Here is a 15,603-nt window from a genome sequence, read left to right as displayed (position 1 = left end):
ACCTGAGGTAGCGCCCGGAGCACCTGAGGTAGCGCCCGGGCCGCCCAGCCCGGGGCCCCGCCCGGTACTCAGCCCCGCGCCAGCGCCAGCTCCAGCAGCCACTCCACGACCTCGGCACGGTGCCGCGCCTCGCGGGGATCCGCACCCCAGACGTAGATCCCGTGCCCGGCGACGACCACCGCCGGCATCCCGGGCCGCAGGGCGGCCTCCAGCCGGTCGCCCAGCTCGGTCATGTCCTGGCTGTTGGCGATCACCGGCAGGGTGACGGACACCTCGTGCGTCGGATGCCCGAGCCCCTTCAGCATCTCCAGGCCCTCGAAGGGGATCCCGGCGGGGGAGCGCTGCCCCATGACGACCGAGGCCACCGTGTGCACATGCACCACGGCGCCCGCGCCGGTGAGCCGCACCACGCGCGCGTGCAGGGCCGCCTCCGCCGAGGGGTGGCCCGGACCGACGGCCGCGCCCTGACCATCCGTCACCACCACGTCCGTCGCCGTCAGTTCACCCTTGTCCCGCCCGCTCGCGGTGACCGCGAGCCGCAGCGGCTCCCGCGAGAGCACCACGGACAGGTTCCCCGAGGTGCCCCGCATCCAGCCGAACGAAGCGAACCGCGCGGCCTCGGCGGCCAGCACGGCGCCGGCCTCCTCCACGTCCAGGGCGGCGGCAGGGGTGGTCTCGGTCATGAACTGCTCCCGGTGGAAAGGGAAAGGGTGATGTCGGAGAAGGCCGAGGCCACGGGATGGGCACCGAACTCGGCCTCGGCATGAGGCTCCCCGGCCCGGCGCACCCCGGCCGACCGCAAGCCCGCGGCCCGCGCCGCGTCCAGCTCGCCGGGCCGGTCGGAGAGGAAGAGCAGACGCCCGGGAGTGTCACCGGTGTCCGCGGCGATGGCCCGGTAGGAGTCCGGCTCCTGCTTGGGTCCCGCGTTCACGGTGTCGTACAACCCGCTGACGAGCCCCAGCAGATCGCCCTCGGGCGAGTGCGCGAACCACGCCCGCTGCGCCGCCACCGAGCCCGACGAGTACACGTACAGCCGGACCCCGTCCGCGTGCCAGCGCCGCAGGACGCCGATGACGTCGGGGTAGAAGTGCGAGACCAGCTCACCGCGCGCGAAGCCCTCCGCCCAGAGGATGCCCTGGAGCGTCTTGAGGGGCGTGGCCTTGCGGTCCTCGTCGATCCACTCACCGAGGACCTTTTCGACCCGGCCGGCGTCGGCGTCGGGTTCACCGATCTCCCGGCGCACCTCGTCGACGGCCCGCGCCACCTCCGGCTCCCCGCCCCGCGCGGACAGGAGCGTGCCGAACCGCTCGCGCGCGTACGGGTAGAGGACGTCCACCACGAAACCGGTGGCGCTCGTGGTGCCCTCGATGTCCAGCACCACGGCGTCCACGTCGAACCCGGGACTCACGCCGCGGACCCCGTGGCGCCCGCGGCCCCCGCGTACCCCGAGTGGATCTCGTCGAAGTCGGGGAAGCGGTCCGCGATCGGGCTGCCCGTGAAGTTCCCGATCCAGCCGTCCTCCTCGTGGAAGAAGCGGATCGCGGTGAAGGCGGGGGAGGTGCCCATGTCGAACCAGTGCGTGGTGCCGCGTGGCACGCCGAGCAGGTCGCCCTTCTCGCAGTAGACGGCGTGCACTTCGCCGCCCACGTGGAGGTAGAAGATGCCGGCGCCGGCGACGAAGAAGCGCACCTCGTCATCGTCGTCGTGCGTGTGCTCGGCCAGGAACTTCTGGCGGGCGGCGGCCGCCTTCGCGGGCCACTCGGGAGATCCGTCGGGATGCAGCGCCACCACGTCGACGGTCCGGAAGCCCTCTTCGGCGTTGAGCTTGTCGATCTCGGCACGGTACGCGGCGAAGACCGTGTCGCTGTCCGCGTCGGCCACCACGTCCTCGCGCACCGGCCACTGTTCGAAGCGCACGCCTATCGGTGCGAGGGCGGCGGCGATCTCGGCAGGGTCCGAGGTGCGGCGGACGACGGTGTCGGGCCCGGCCTCCGGCCAGGTCGTCAGGAGAGTCATGAGTCACTCCGGGGCAGGTCGGCGGGTGTTCCCGGGATCGTAGCTCCCGGCCGGGACCCGTCCCAGGGTGTCCCAGTGCGTGGACGTGTAAGGGGCGGCCTCCATGGAGGCCGCCCCTTACATGCTTCTACCGATGGGCCGTCAGGCCTTCTTGCCCAGCAGGTCCTCGACCTTGCCCCGCACCTCGTCCGTGGCCAGGCCGCGGATCGTCAGGGTGGTGCGGCGGCGCAGCACGTCGTCCGCCGTCTCGGCCCACTCGTTGTCACGGGCGTAGACGACCTGCGCCCAGATCTCCGGGGCGTCCGGGTGGACGCGCTCGGCCAGCTCCGGGTTGTCGTTCGCCAGGCGGGCGATGTCGAAGGAGAGCGAGCCGTAGTGCGTCGCCAGGTGCTTGGCGGTGTCGGCGGCCATGCGCGGGCCGGGCGCCGGGCCGTCCACCAGCAGGCGGTGGGCGACAGCGCGCGGGTTGGCGATGCCCGGCAGCGGCAGCTTCTTCGGCAGCTCGGAGATCGGCTCGTAGTCGTCGCCCAGCGGGTGCCCGGGCAGCGACTCCAGCTTCTTCATCACTGTACGGCCGATGTGGCGGAACGTCGTCCACTTGCCGCCCGCGACCGACAGCATGCCGCCGCGGCCCTCGGTGACGACCGTCTCGCGCTTGGCCTTCGAGGTGTCGCCGGGACCGCCGGGCAGCACCCGCAGACCCGCGAAGGAGTACGTGATCAGGTCGCGCGACAGCTGCTGGTCGCGGATGGAGAACGCGGCCTCGTCCAGGATCTGCGCGGTGTCGGCCTCGGTCACCCGCACGTCCGCCGGGTCGCCCTCGAACTCCTCGTCCGTGGTGCCCAGCAGCAGCATGTCCTCCCAGGGGAGGGCGAAGGTGATGCGGTACTTGTCGATCGGCGTCGCCAGCGCGGCCTTCCACGGGGCGGTGCGCTTGAGGACCAGGTGCGCGCCCTTGGAGAGGCGGATGGAGGGCGCCGCGTCCGGGTTCTCCATCTTGCGCAGGTGGTCGACCCACGGGCCGGTCGCGTTCAGCACGAGCCGCGCGTTCACGCCGAACTCGTCGCCGCTCATGCGGTCCTTCAGCTCCGCGCCCGTGACCCGGCCCCGGGTGAAGCGCAGGCCGGTGACCTCGGCGTGGTTGAGGACGGCGGCACCGGCCTCGACGGCCGCGCGGACCGTCATCAGGGCCATGCGGGAGTCGTTCATCTGGTCGTCGCCGTAGACCGCGACGGCCTTCAGGTTGTCGGTCCGCAGCTCCGGCACGTCCTGCGCGGCCTTGGAGGGCGACAGCAGGTGGCCGACGCCGTCACCGAACGCGGACAGCGCGCTGTACGCGAAGACGCCCGCGCCCAGCTTGGCCGCGCCGTGCGGGCCGCCCTTGTAGACCGGCAGGTAGAACGTGAGCGGGTTCGCCAGGTGGGGGGCCACCTGACGGGAGACCGCGCGACGCTCGAAGTGGTTCTCCGCCACCAGCTTCACCGCGCCGGTCTGGAGGTAGCGCAGACCGCCGTGGAGCAGCTTGGAGGAGGCGGAGGAGGTGGCGCCGGCGAAGTCACCGGCGTCCACCAGGGCCACCCGCAGACCCGACTGCGCGGCATGCCAGGCGGTGGAGATGCCCAGGATCCCGCCGCCGATCACCAGGAGGTCGTACGTCGCCTTGGAAAGCTGCTCCCGGGTCTCGGCGCGGCTCGGGTTGAGGCCGGCAGCCGGATGCGTCCCGAGGGCAGGGACGCTCTGCAGGGTGGTCATTGTCTTACTCCTCGCCACTCTCATCGAGCCAGCCCATCGACCGCTCCACGGCCTTGAGCCAGCTCTTGTACTCACGGTCGCGGGTGCCCGCGTCCATGTTCGGGGTCCATTCGGCGGCCCGCCGCCAGTTGGCGCGCAGCTCGTCGGTCGAGGACCAGAAGCCGACGGCGAGACCGGCGGCGTAGGCGGCACCGAGGCAGGTCGTCTCGGCCACCATCGGACGCACCACGGGCGCGTCGAGGAAGTCCGAGAGGGTCTGCATCAGCAGGTTGTTGGAGGTCATGCCGCCGTCGACCTTCAGGGCCGCGAGCTCGACGCCGGAGTCCTTCGTCATGGCGTCGGTGATCTCACGGGTCTGCCAGGCCGTGGCCTCCAGGACGGCGCGCGCGATGTGCGCCTTGGTGACGTACCGGGTCAGACCGGCGATCACACCGCGGGCGTCGGAGCGCCAGTACGGGGCGAACAGGCCGGAGAAGGCCGGCACGAAGTAGGCACCGCCGTTGTCCTCGACCGACGACGCGAGCGTCTCGATCTCGGCGGCGGAGTTGATCAGGCCCATCTGGTCCCGCATCCACTGCACCAGCGAACCGGTGACCGCGATGGAGCCCTCCAGGGCGTAGACCGGCTTCTGGTCGCCGATCTGGTAGCCGACCGTGGTCAGCAGCCCGGAGTAGGAGTTGATGGCCTTGTCACCGGTGTTCATCAGCATGAAGGTGCCGGTGCCGTACGTGGACTTGGCCTCGCCCTCGGCGAAGCAGGTCTGGCCGAACAGGGCCGCCTGCTGGTCGCCGAGTGCCGAGGCGACGGGGATGCCGCCGAGCAGGTCGCCGAGCTTGCCGCCGGTGACCTCGCCGTAGACCTCGGCGGAGGAGCGGATCTCGGGCAGCATCTGCTGCGGGACACCGATGGACTCGCAGATGCGCGCGTCCCACTCCATCTTGTGCAGGTTCATCAGCATGGTGCGGGAGGCGTTGGTGACGTCGGTGACGTGCTTGCCGCCGTTGACCCCGCCGGTGAGGTTCCAGATGACCCAGGAGTCCATGGTGCCGAAGAGGATGTCGCCCGCCTCGGCGCGCTCGCGCAGGCCCTCGACGTTGTCGAGCAGCCAGCGGGCCTTGGGGCCCGCGAAGTAGGAGGCCAGCGGCAGGCCGGTCTCGCGGCGGAAGCGGTCCTTGCCCACGTTGCGCCCGAGCTCCCGGCAGAGCGCGTCGGTGCGGGTGTCCTGCCAGACGATGGCGTTGTGCACCGGTTCGCCGGTGTTCTTGTCCCACAGCAGCGTGGTCTCACGCTGGTTGGTGATGCCGATCGCCTTGATGTCGTCGCGGGTGATCCCGGCCTTGGAGACGGCCCCGGCGACGACCTCCTCGACGTTGGTCCAGATCTCGGTGGCGTCGTGCTCCACCCAGCCCGGCTTCGGGAAGATCTGCTCGTGCTCCTTCTGGTCGACGGAGACGATCCGGCCGTCCTTGTCGAAGACGATGCAGCGGCTCGAGGTGGTGCCCTGGTCGATGGCCGCGATGAAGGGGCCTGCGGTGTGTGCGTCGGTCACGGTGTGCTCCAGAATTCTTTGCTGACGGCTCTCAGGCGTCGGTGGCGGTCATCCGTCTTACGCGGTCATCGGTCGCTGTCGCGGTTCCACTTGAACGCCTACTTGAAGGCGACGTTGTAGAGACCGCCGGCGATGGCGCCGCCGATCAGCGGACCGACGATCGGCACCCAGGCGTACGACCAGTCCGAGCTGCCCTTGTTCGGCAGCGGGAGCACGGCGTGGACGATGCGGGGACCGAGGTCACGGACCGGGTTGATGGCGTAGCCCGTGGGACCGCCGAGCGAGAGGCCGATGCCGACCACGACGAGGGCGGTGATGAGGGCGCCGAGGACACCGAGGCCGTTGCCGCCGTCGTTCAGGCCCTGCGTGAGGATGGCGAGGACCAGGACGACCGTGGCGATGATCTCCGTGACCACGTTCTGGACGTAGTTACGGATCTCGGGGCCGGTGGAGAAGATGCCGAGCACCGGGCCGGCGGCGGGAGCTGCCTTCTGGTCGACCATGCCCTCTTCGGCGGGCTGCGCGGCGAGGATCTCGGGGTCGGTCAGGTGGGCCTTGAACTGGCCCATGTACGTGACCCACACCAGGACGGCACCGATCATGGCGCCGAGGAGCTGCGAGGCCAGGTAGAGCGGAACATCGCTCCACTTGGTGCCGCCCTCGATCGCGAGGCCGAGCGTGACCGCCGGGTTGAGGTGGGCGCCGGAGACGCCGCCCGCGAGGTAGGCACCGGTCAGTACGGCGAAGCCCCACCCGAAGGTGATGGCGAGCCAGCCGGCGTCCTTGGCCTTCGAGCGCTTGAGCGTGACGGCGGCGCACACGCCGCCGCCCAGCAGGATGAGCACGGCGGTACCGATGGTCTCGCCGATGAAGATGTCGGAGCTGGACACCCGCGACTCCTTTGTCCTTCGTCCAGGGGAAGGCGAACCCCGGGTCCCTCCGGTGGTCCGCGACCTCAGGTGAGGTCGTTGCCGGCCCTTGGCCTTGTCACACTCTAGCGCGTAATGCCGGTAGGTGTTCGACAATGCCGACCGATGGACGCGAGTCTCGCCCCGGGGTTACTCGCTCGTCAAGAGTTCTGTTATTGAAAACACGATCGTTATTGATCGTTTCGCGTTATCGATGATTCCGCAGCTCGACGGCGGCTCGGCGGGCGGGAGAAAGGGGTTCGCGGGGCGCCTGGGGGCGGCTCAGAAGCGGCCGGCGCCCAGGTCCCGCGAGACGGCGCGCGCGCAGTCCCGTACGGCGGCGATCAGCTCGGGGCGCAGCTCCCCGTCCTTGCAGACGCGCTCCACGGCGCCGGTGACGCCGACCGCGCCGACCGGCATGCGGCGCCGGTCGTGGATGGGCGCGGCGACGGAGGCGATGCCCTCCCAGGTCTCCTCGACGTCCGCGGCGTACCCACGCGCGCGGGTGAGGTCAAGGACGCCCTCGAAGCCTTCGGGGTCGGTCACGGTGCGCGCGGTGAAGGCCTCGCGCTCGACCTCGACGGCTTCGTTGTGCGCGACCGGGTCGTAGGCGGACAGGACCTTGCCGAGGGCCGTGGAGTGCAGCGGCTGCATGGCCCCGACCTCCAGGACCTGGCGGCTGTCGTCGGGCCGGAAGACGTGGTGGACGATGAGCACGCCCTGCTGGTGCAGGACGCCGAGGTGCACGCTCTCGCCGCTGGATCGGGCCAGGTCGTCGGTCCACACCAGGGCACGGGCCCGCAGCTCGTGCACGTCCAGGTAGCTGTTGCCGAGGCGCAGCAGCTCGGCGCCCAGCTGATAGCGGCCCGACGCGGAGTCCTGCTCGACGAAGCCCTCCGCCTGGAGGGTGCGCAGGATGCCGTGGGCCGTACCCTTGGCCAGATCGAGCGCCGAGGCGATCTCCGAGAGGCCGAGCCGTCGCTCGCCGCCCGCGAGCAGTCGCAGCATCGCCGCGGCCCTTTCGAGCGACTGGATGTTGCGTGCCATCGCAGCCCCGACCTCCGTCCCCTCGCACCATTCCACGTTCGACAATGCTGAACACTATCGGTCGTTGTCGACCTCTCGCTAATGCCCGGACAACCCGTGTTGCTCCGCTCTGTGCTGTCAAGCCCCTGTTCGAGCCAGGTCAGGGGCGCACGTCCAGGCACGTCCGCCCCGTGGACGCCTTCACAACAGGACCTTGGTCCCGGCTACCCTGGCCGAGTGCGCCCTCCAACAGAAGGCGCAAAGCCGACAGCCGTCGCACTCCAGGGAGCTCTTTCATGGCCTCGTCGCCTACCCCGTCCTCGCAGCCCACGCCTGTCACGTCCGAGAGCAGGACCCGAGCCGACGCCCTCCGTGAGGCCCTCGCCACCCGGGTGGTCGTGGCCGACGGAGCGATGGGCACGATGCTCCAGGCGCAGGACCCGACCCTGGAGGACTTCCAGAACCTCGAGGGCTGCAACGAGGTCTTGAACGTCACCCGCCCCGACATCGTGCGCACCGTGCACGAGGAGTACTTCGCGGTCGGCGTCGACTGCGTGGAGACCAACACCTTCGGCGCGAACTTCGCGGCTCTTGGCGAGTACGACATCCCCGAGCGCGTCTTCGAGCTCTCCGAGGCCGGCGCCCGCATCGCCCGCGAGGTCGCCGACGAGTACACCGGCAAGACCGGGCAGCAGCGCTGGGTCCTGGGTTCCATGGGCCCCGGCACCAAGCTGCCCACCCTGGGCCACGCCCCGTACACCGCCCTGCGCGACGCCTACCAGCAGAACGCCGAGGGCATGATCGCCGGCGGCGCCGACGCGCTCCTGGTGGAGACCACCCAGGACCTCCTGCAGACCAAGGCCGCGATCCTCGGCGCCCGCCGCGCCCTGGACGCCACCGGCGCGAACCTCCCGGTGATCTGCTCGGTCACCGTCGAGACCACCGGCACGATGCTCCTCGGCTCGGAGATCGGCGCCGCCCTGACGGCCCTGGAGCCGCTGGGCATCGACATGATCGGCCTGAACTGCGCCACCGGCCCCGCCGAGATGAGCGAGCACCTGCGCTACCTCGCCCGCCACTCCCGCGTCCCGATCTCCTGCATGCCCAACGCGGGCCTGCCCGTCCTCGGCAAGGACGGCGCCCACTACCCCCTGACGGCGCCCGAGCTGGCCGACGCCCAGGAGTCCTTCGTACGCGAGTACGGCCTCTCCCTGGTCGGCGGCTGCTGCGGCACCACCCCCGAGCACCTGCGCCAGGTCGTCGAGCGCGTACGCGGCATGCAGCCCCAGGCCCGCGACCCGCACCCCGAGCCCGGCGCCGCGTCCCTGTACCAGACGGTGCCGTTCCGCCAGGACACCGCGTACATGGCGATCGGCGAGCGGACGAACGCCAACGGCTCGAAGAAGTTCCGCGAGGCCATGCTGGAGGGCCGCTGGGACGACTGCGTGGAGATGGCCCGCGACCAGATCCGCGAGGGCGCGCACATGCTCGACCTCTGCGTCGACTACGTGGGCCGCGACGGCGTCAAGGACATGGCCGAGCTGGCCGGCCGCTTCGCCACCGCCTCCACCCTGCCCATCGTCCTGGACTCCACCGAACTGCCCGTCATCCAGGCGGGCCTGGAGAAGCTCGGCGGGCGCGCGGTCATCAACTCCGTCAACTACGAGGACGGCGACGGCCCCGAGTCCCGCTTCGCGAAGGTCACCGCCCTGGCCAAGGAGCACGGCGCCGCGCTGATCGCGCTGACCATCGACGAGGAGGGCCAGGCCCGCACCGTCGAGCACAAGGTCGCCGTCGCCGAGCGCCTGATCGAGGACCTGACCGGCAACTGGGGCATCCACGAGTCGGACATCCTCATCGACACCCTGACCTTCACCATCTGCACCGGTCAGGAGGAGTCCCGCAAGGACGGCGTCCACACCATCGAGGCCATCCGCGAACTGAAGCGCCGCCACCCGGACGTACAGACCACGCTCGGCCTGTCCAACATCTCCTTCGGCCTCAACCCGGCCGCCCGCGTCCTGCTGAACTCCGTCTTCCTCGACGAGTGCGTCAAGGCGGGCCTGGACTCCGCGATCGTGCACGCCTCCAAGATCCTGCCGATCGCCCGCTTCGACGACGAGCAGGTCACCACCGCCCTCGACCTCATCTACGACCGCCGCGCCGAGGGCTACGACCCGCTGCAGAAGCTCATGGAGCTGTTCGAGGGCGTCTCGACGAAGTCGATGAAGGCCGGCAAGGCCGAGGAGCTCTTGGCCCTGCCGCTGGAGGAGCGTCTCAAGCGCCGCATCATCGACGGCGAGAAGAACGGTCTGGAGGCCGACCTCGACGAGGCCCTGACCGACACGCCCGCCCTCGACATCGTCAACAACACCCTCCTGGAGGGCATGAAGGTCGTCGGCGAGCTGTTCGGCTCCGGCCAGATGCAGCTGCCGTTCGTGCTCCAGTCCGCCGAGGTCATGAAGACCGCGGTCGCCTACCTGGAGCCGCACATGGAGAAGGTCGAGGGCGAAGAGGGCAAGGGCACCATCGTGCTGGCCACCGTCCGCGGCGACGTGCACGACATCGGCAAGAACCTCGTCGACATCATCCTCTCCAACAACGGCTACAACGTCGTCAACCTCGGCATCAAGCAGCCCGTCGCCGCGATCCTGGACGCCGCCGCGGAGCACAAGGCCGACGTCATCGGCATGTCCGGCCTCCTGGTCAAGTCCACGGTGATCATGAAGGAGAACCTGGAGGAGCTCAACCAGCGCAAGATGGCCGCGGACTTCCCGGTCATCCTCGGCGGCGCCGCCCTGACCCGCGCCTACGTCGAGCAGGACCTCCACGAGATCTACGAGGGCGAGGTCCGCTACGCCCGCGACGCCTTCGAGGGCCTGCGCCTGATGGACGCCCTCATCGCCGTCAAGCGCGGCGTGCCCGGCGCGACCCTGCCCGAGCTCAAGCAGCGCCGCGTCCCCACCAAGGCCACCGCCGCGGTCCTGGAGGCCAACGAGGACGAGGGGCCCGCCCGCTCCGACGTCGCCACCGACAACCCCGTGCCCACCCCGCCGTTCTGGGGCACCCGCGTCATCAAGGGCATCCAGCTCAAGGAGTACGCCTCCTGGCTCGACGAAGGCGCCCTCTTCAAGGGCCAGTGGGGCCTGAAGCAGGCACGTACCGGCGAAGGACCCTCGTACGAGGAACTCGTCGAGACCGAGGGCCGCCCGCGGCTGCGCGGCTGGCTGGACGAGCTGCACACCAAGAACCTGCTGGAGGCGGCCGTCGTGCACGGCTACTTCCCGTGCGTGTCCAAGGGCGACGACCTCATCATCCTCAACGACGACGGCTCGGAGCGCACCCGCTTCACCTTCCCGCGCCAGCGCCGCGGCCGCCGCCTGTGCCTCGCGGACTTCTTCCGCCCCGAGGAGTCCGGCGAGACCGACGTCGTCGGCCTCCAGGTCGTCACCGTCGGCTCCAGGATCGGCGAGGCCACCGCCGAGCTGTTCGCCGCCGACTCCTACCGCGACTACCTCGAACTGCACGGCCTGTCCGTGCAGTTGGCCGAGGCACTCGCCGAGTACTGGCACGCCCGGGTCCGCGCCGAACTCGGCTTCGGCGGCGAGGACCCCGCCGACGTCGAAGACATGTTCGATCTGAAGTACCGCGGCGCCCGCTTCTCCCTCGGCTACGGCGCCTGCCCCGACCTGGAGGACCGCGCCAAGATCGCCGACCTCCTCCAGCCGGAGCGGATCGGCGTCCACCTCTCCGAGGAGTTCCAGCTCCACCCGGAGCAGTCCACGGACGCGATCGTCATCCACCACCCGGAGGCGAAGTACTTCAACGCGCGCTGATCCGAGCACAGTCGTACACTGGTCGGTCCAGTGCAGGCCGGTTGCCTCGTCGTCAAAAGCGGGCAACCGGCCTTCTCGTCCCTCATGGAAGGTGTGGTCGCATGACCAGTACGGTTCCGGCGCTCGGCACCCCTCTCCACTCCGTCGGCTCCCAGGCACCGGCCCCCCTCGCCCCATCCGTCCCCCTCGCCGAAGGGGCCGCGCTGCAGGGCGTCCTGCTCGACATGGACGGCACGCTCGTCGACACCGAGGGCTTCTGGTGGGACGCCGAGGCCGAGGTCTTCGCCCGCCTCGGCCACACCCTCGACGAGGCCTGGCGCGATGTCGTCGTCGGCGGCCCCATGACGCGCAGCGCCGGCTTCCTCATCGAGGCCACGGGTGCCGACATCACCCTGGACGAGCTGACCGTGCTGCTCAACGACGGCTTCGAGGAGCGCATCTCCCGCTCCCTGCCGCTGATGCCGGGCGCCGCGAGCCTGCTTGCCGAACTCGCCGCCCAGGACGTCCCGATGGCCCTGGTCTCCGCCTCGCACCGGCGCATCATCGACCGTGTCCTCGACTCGATCGGCGCCCACCACTTCGAACTCACCGTCGCGGGCGACGAGGTGGCCCGTACGAAGCCCCACCCGGACCCCTACCTCCTGGCGGCGGCGGGCATCGGCGCCGACCCCGCACGGTGCGTCGTCATCGAGGACACCGCCACCGGCGTCGCCGCCGCGGAGGCCGCCGGCTGCCGCGTGGTCGCCGTGCCGTCGGTCGCCCCCATCCCGCCGTCCGCGGGACGCACCGTCGTCCCCTCCCTCGAACACGTCAACCTTCCTTTCCTGCAAGGGCTCATGACCCTGTGACAGCTCCGGCGCACACCTGTCCCGGAGTGTGACGTTTCCCACGCCATCCGGGGTCGACACTGGGACCGGTGTGTGCAGCGACCCCTTCCGGGGTCCCTGAGGGCATGACGTTTGGTCCCGATTGGTGGAAGCATGCGCGAAACCTTCCGGTGTTGGGTTATCGGTGCGTCCACGCCCGGTTTCCCTGCGTGATTGGGGCCCGGCTCCCACCCCGACAGGTGCTCAAGTGGTGCGGACTAATGTCGTCGCGAGAACATCGCCCCACCCCCCGTGCCCCATCAACCCACACCCCGCGTTGCGGGATTCACGGGATCCAAGAGCCCTGGAGAACGTCGAGCATGAACCGCAAGACTTTGGTGCTGCCGGCTGTCGTAGGTCTGCTCGCCCCCGCTCTCGCCGCATGTGGCGGATCGGGCAGCGGAGACGGTGACGACGCGATCGCCGTCGGCACCACGGACGCGTTCGCCATCTCGAAGGAGGTGCCGGCACCCTTCGACCCCGCGTACGCCTACGACGCCGGTTCCTGGAGCCTGCTGCGGCAGACCGTCCAAGGGTTGATGGCACTGCCGCGCGCCGGTGGCGACCCGCAGCCCGAGGCCGCCGAGCAGTGCGGTTTCACCGACACGGGCAACGAGCGCTACTCCTGCACCCTGCGCAAGGGCCTGACGTTCTCCGACGGCGAGCCGCTGACCGCGGCCGATGTGAAGTTCTCCATCGAGCGGGTCCGGGACATCAAGATCAAGGACCCCAGCGGTTCCGACGCCCTGGTGGCGAACGTCGAGGAGATCGAGACGCAGGGTGACCGAGAGGTCATCTTCCACCTCAAGTCGCCGGACGCGACGTTCCCCTACAAGCTGGCCACCCCCACCGCGGGCATCGTCAGCAAGGACCACTACCCCAAGAACAGGCTGCGCGACGGCTTCGAGGTGTCCGGATCCGGCCCGTACATCGCGGAGCAAGAGGTCGACGGCGACCGCCTGGTGAAGACGGTGTTCACCAAGAACCCCAAGTACAAGGGGGAGTTCAAGCCCCAGAGCGACAAGGTGGAGCTGCGCAGCTTCGACGACACCAAGTCCATGGGCAAGGCACTCGAGGACGGCGACATCGACCTGATGGCGCGCACCATGTCGCCCGAGCAGGTCAGGGACCTCGACGCCTCCTCGGACAAGAAGATCGACCTGGTCGAGATGCAGGGCCTGGAGATCCGTTACCTGGCCTTCAACACCAACGCCCCGGTGGCCAAGAGCAAGGCCGTCCGCCAGGCCATGGCGCAGGTCATCGACCGCGGCGCGCTGGCCTCCTCGGTGTACGGCCCGACGGCCGAGCCGCTGTTCTCGCTGGTGCCCTCCACCATCACGGGCCACGCCAACTCGTTCTTCAACAAGTACGGCAACCCGAGCCCGGCCAAGGCCCGCGCGCTGCTCGACAAGGCGAACATCTCCACGCCGGTGAAGCTGACGCTGCACTACACCACCGACCACTACGGTCCCGCGACGAAGAAGGAGTTCGAGCTGCTGCGGACGCAGCTGAACGACTCCGGCCTGTTCGACGTCTCGATCAAGGGCGTGCCGTGGGGCACGTTCCGCCCCGCCGAGCGTGACGGCAAGTACGCGGTCTACGGCATGGGCTGGTTCCCCGACTTCCCCGACGCCGACAGCTTCATCGCGCCCTTCCTCGACAAGGGCAACTTCCTCGGCTCGCCGTACGCGAACCCCGACATCATCGACCAGCTGATCCCGACCTCGCGCCGCGAGGCCGACCGCCTGGCCGCGTCCAAGAGCATCCGCAAGATCCAGGACATCGTCGCCGAGGACGTCCCCGTCCTGCCGCTCTGGCAGGGCAAGCAGTACATCGCCGCACGGGACGACATCACGGGCGTCGAGTGGGCCCTCAACTCCTCCTCGAGCCTCCAGCTCTGGGAGCTCGGCCGCGGCGTCAGCGGCTGACCCTCCCGTGCGAGGAGGCGACCGGCCTCCGCGCCCTGCGAGAACCACCGAACGAACCCAAGATCTAAAGGCACGTAAGTGAATCGTCGTAACCAGTGGCTGGCCCTTCCCCTCACGGGAGGGCTGGCCGCCGCTTTGTTGACCGGCTGCGGAACCGAGTCGGGCGGGGCCGGGGACACGGGTGACGCGGTCGTGATGGGGATGTCCGACGACGTCCTCGCCACCGACCCGGCGTCCGGCTACGACCCCGGGTCGTGGCTCCTGTTCAACAACGTCTTCCAGTCCCTCCTGAGCTTCCCCAAGGGCGCCACCGAGCCGGAGCCGGAGGCCGCCAAGAGCTGTGCCTTCACGGACACGGAGACGAAGGTCTTCAAGTGTGAGCTGCGTGACGGACTGAAGTTCAGCAACGGCAACGAGCTCACCTCGAAGGACGTCAAGTTCTCCTTCGACCGCATGCGGAAGATCAACGACGACGCCGGCCCGGCGATCATGTTCCCGATGCTCGACAGTGTCCGGACCCCGGACGCCAAGACCGTCGTCTTCCGGCTCAAGTACGCCGACGCGACCTTCCCCAGCAAGGTCGCCTCGGGCGCGGGTTCGATCGTGGACCACCGCGAGTACGACATGAACGCGCTGCGCGAGGACGGCAAGGCGGTCGGATCCGGCCCCTACAAGCTCGACTCGTTCGACAAGGAGGAGGCGAACTTCTCCGTCAACTCCTCCTACAAGGGCAGCGCCAAGGTCAAGAACGAGGGTGTCGCGCTCAAGTTCTTCCACGGCGACCAGAAGGGCCTGAAGAAGGCGCTCCTGGACCACGACATCGACGTGGCCTACCGAGGTCTCGCCGCCGCCGACATCGCGGACATCGAGCAGGACACCTCCGAGGCCGGCCGGGCCGTCGACATCGTCGAGGGCAGCAGCGCCGAGGTGCAGCACCTGGTCTTCAACATGAAGGACCCGGTCGCGGGCAAGCTCGGCGTGCGCAAGGCCATGGCCTACCTCCTGGACCGGGAAGCCCTCGTCCAGGAGGTCTACCAGAACACGGCCACGCCGCTGTACTCGATCGTCCCGGCGGGCATCGGCGGCCACAACACCGCGTTCTTCGACACCTACGGCGCCCGCCCGCAGCGCGCGAAGGCCGCCTCCGCACTGCGCGGCGCCGGCATCGACGGCAAGGTCAAGCTGACGCTCTGGTCGACCCCCACGCGCTACGGCCCGGCCACCGACCAGGAGCTGAAGGCCATCGCCAAGCAGCTCAACGCGTCCGGCCTCTTCGACGCCGACGTGAAGTCCGTGGAGTTCGAGCAGTACGAGAAGGACATCGCCGCCGGCAAGTACGGCGTCTACGTCAAGGGCTGGGTGCCGGACTACCCGGACCCGGACAACTTCACGCAGCCCTTCTTCGGCAAGGGCAACGTCCTCGACAACCACTTCGAGAACTCCGAGATCACCGGGAAGATCATCCCCGGCACGGCGACCGAGAGCGACCGCACCAAGACCGACAAGCAGTACTCCGCGCTCCAGGACATCGTGGCCGAGCAGGTGCCGGTCCTGCCGGTCTGGCAGGCCAAGCAGTACGCGGTCGTCCAGGACAACGTCTACGGCCTGGAGTCGTGCCTGGACGCCTCCACGGTCTTCCGCTTCTGGGAGATCAGCAAGGGCTGACGGCACCTGACCGCGCCTGACCGTAACGACGACGGTGGCCGCCCCCTCGGGGACGGC

At 69.6% G+C, this 15,603-nt stretch carries 11 protein-coding genes; 4 read left to right on the top strand and 7 right to left on the bottom strand.

What is annotated here, in order from left to right; genetic code table 11:
- Window positions 1-68: 68 nt before the first annotated feature.
- The 7 genes from mtnB to KKZ08_RS07495 form a co-directional block, all read right to left on the bottom strand.
- Window positions 69-683 carry a methylthioribulose 1-phosphate dehydratase gene (gene mtnB / locus KKZ08_RS07525; protein WP_223773698.1) on the bottom strand — a complete coding sequence of 205 codons (615 nt, stop codon included), beginning with the start codon at window positions 681-683 and terminating at the stop codon, window positions 69-71.
- On the bottom strand, window positions 680-1,408 hold the full coding sequence (gene mtnC / locus KKZ08_RS07520) for an acireductone synthase (protein ID WP_223773697.1): 729 nt from the start codon (window positions 1,406-1,408) through the stop codon (window positions 680-682). Before mtnC ends, mtnB begins: the two co-directional genes overlap by 4 nt.
- Window positions 1,405-2,016: a cupin gene (locus tag KKZ08_RS07515; RefSeq protein ID WP_223773696.1), complete on the bottom strand. Its 612-nt coding sequence runs from the start codon at window positions 2,014-2,016 to the stop codon at window positions 1,405-1,407. The genes mtnC and KKZ08_RS07515 overlap by 4 nt, the downstream gene beginning before the upstream one ends.
- Window positions 2,017-2,157: 141 nt before the next feature.
- Window positions 2,158-3,768, bottom strand: a complete 1,611-nt coding sequence (locus KKZ08_RS07510) for a glycerol-3-phosphate dehydrogenase/oxidase (RefSeq protein WP_223773695.1) — start codon at window positions 3,766-3,768, stop codon at window positions 2,158-2,160.
- 4 nt (window positions 3,769-3,772) lie between these two features.
- Window positions 3,773-5,317, bottom strand: coding sequence for a glycerol kinase GlpK (glpK, locus tag KKZ08_RS07505; RefSeq protein WP_223773694.1), 1,545 nt, complete (start codon window positions 5,315-5,317; stop codon window positions 3,773-3,775).
- Between the two features lie 98 nt (window positions 5,318-5,415).
- The gene (locus KKZ08_RS07500; RefSeq protein ID WP_223773693.1) at window positions 5,416-6,207 is read right to left on the bottom strand and encodes an MIP/aquaporin family protein; all 792 of its coding nucleotides are present in this window, start codon (window positions 6,205-6,207) and stop codon (window positions 5,416-5,418) included.
- 300 nt (window positions 6,208-6,507) lie between these two features.
- On the bottom strand, window positions 6,508-7,272 hold the full coding sequence (locus KKZ08_RS07495; RefSeq protein ID WP_223773692.1) for an IclR family transcriptional regulator: 765 nt from the start codon (window positions 7,270-7,272) through the stop codon (window positions 6,508-6,510).
- Window positions 7,273-7,547: 275 nt separating this feature from the next.
- On the opposite strand from KKZ08_RS07495, the gene metH reads away from it, so the two are divergent.
- The 4 genes from metH (at window position 7,548) to KKZ08_RS07475 (ending at window position 15,546) form a co-directional block, all read left to right on the top strand.
- Complete coding sequence (metH, locus tag KKZ08_RS07490) at window positions 7,548-11,087, top strand: methionine synthase (RefSeq protein WP_223773691.1); 3,540 nt, start codon at window positions 7,548-7,550, stop codon at window positions 11,085-11,087.
- Window positions 11,088-11,311: 224 nt separating this feature from the next.
- Window positions 11,312-11,935 (top strand): HAD family phosphatase, encoded by a 624-nt coding sequence (locus KKZ08_RS07485; RefSeq protein WP_223778945.1) that lies wholly within the window; start codon window positions 11,312-11,314, stop codon window positions 11,933-11,935.
- 338 nt (window positions 11,936-12,273) lie between these two features.
- The gene (locus tag KKZ08_RS07480; protein ID WP_223773690.1) at window positions 12,274-13,881 is read left to right on the top strand and encodes an ABC transporter substrate-binding protein; all 1,608 of its coding nucleotides are present in this window, start codon (window positions 12,274-12,276) and stop codon (window positions 13,879-13,881) included.
- 78 nt (window positions 13,882-13,959) lie between these two features.
- Entirely contained in the window at window positions 13,960-15,546 is a 1,587-nt protein-coding gene (locus KKZ08_RS07475; RefSeq protein ID WP_223773689.1) for an ABC transporter substrate-binding protein, read from the top strand.
- Window positions 15,547-15,603 lie beyond the last annotated feature (57 nt).

It is taken from the genome of Streptomyces sp. 135, from assembly GCF_020026305.1.
Classification (GTDB): domain Bacteria; phylum Actinomycetota; class Actinomycetes; order Streptomycetales; family Streptomycetaceae; genus Streptomyces.
The sequence above is the reverse complement of the archived record's forward strand: the minus strand, read 5'-3'. Positions and strand labels throughout refer to the sequence as shown.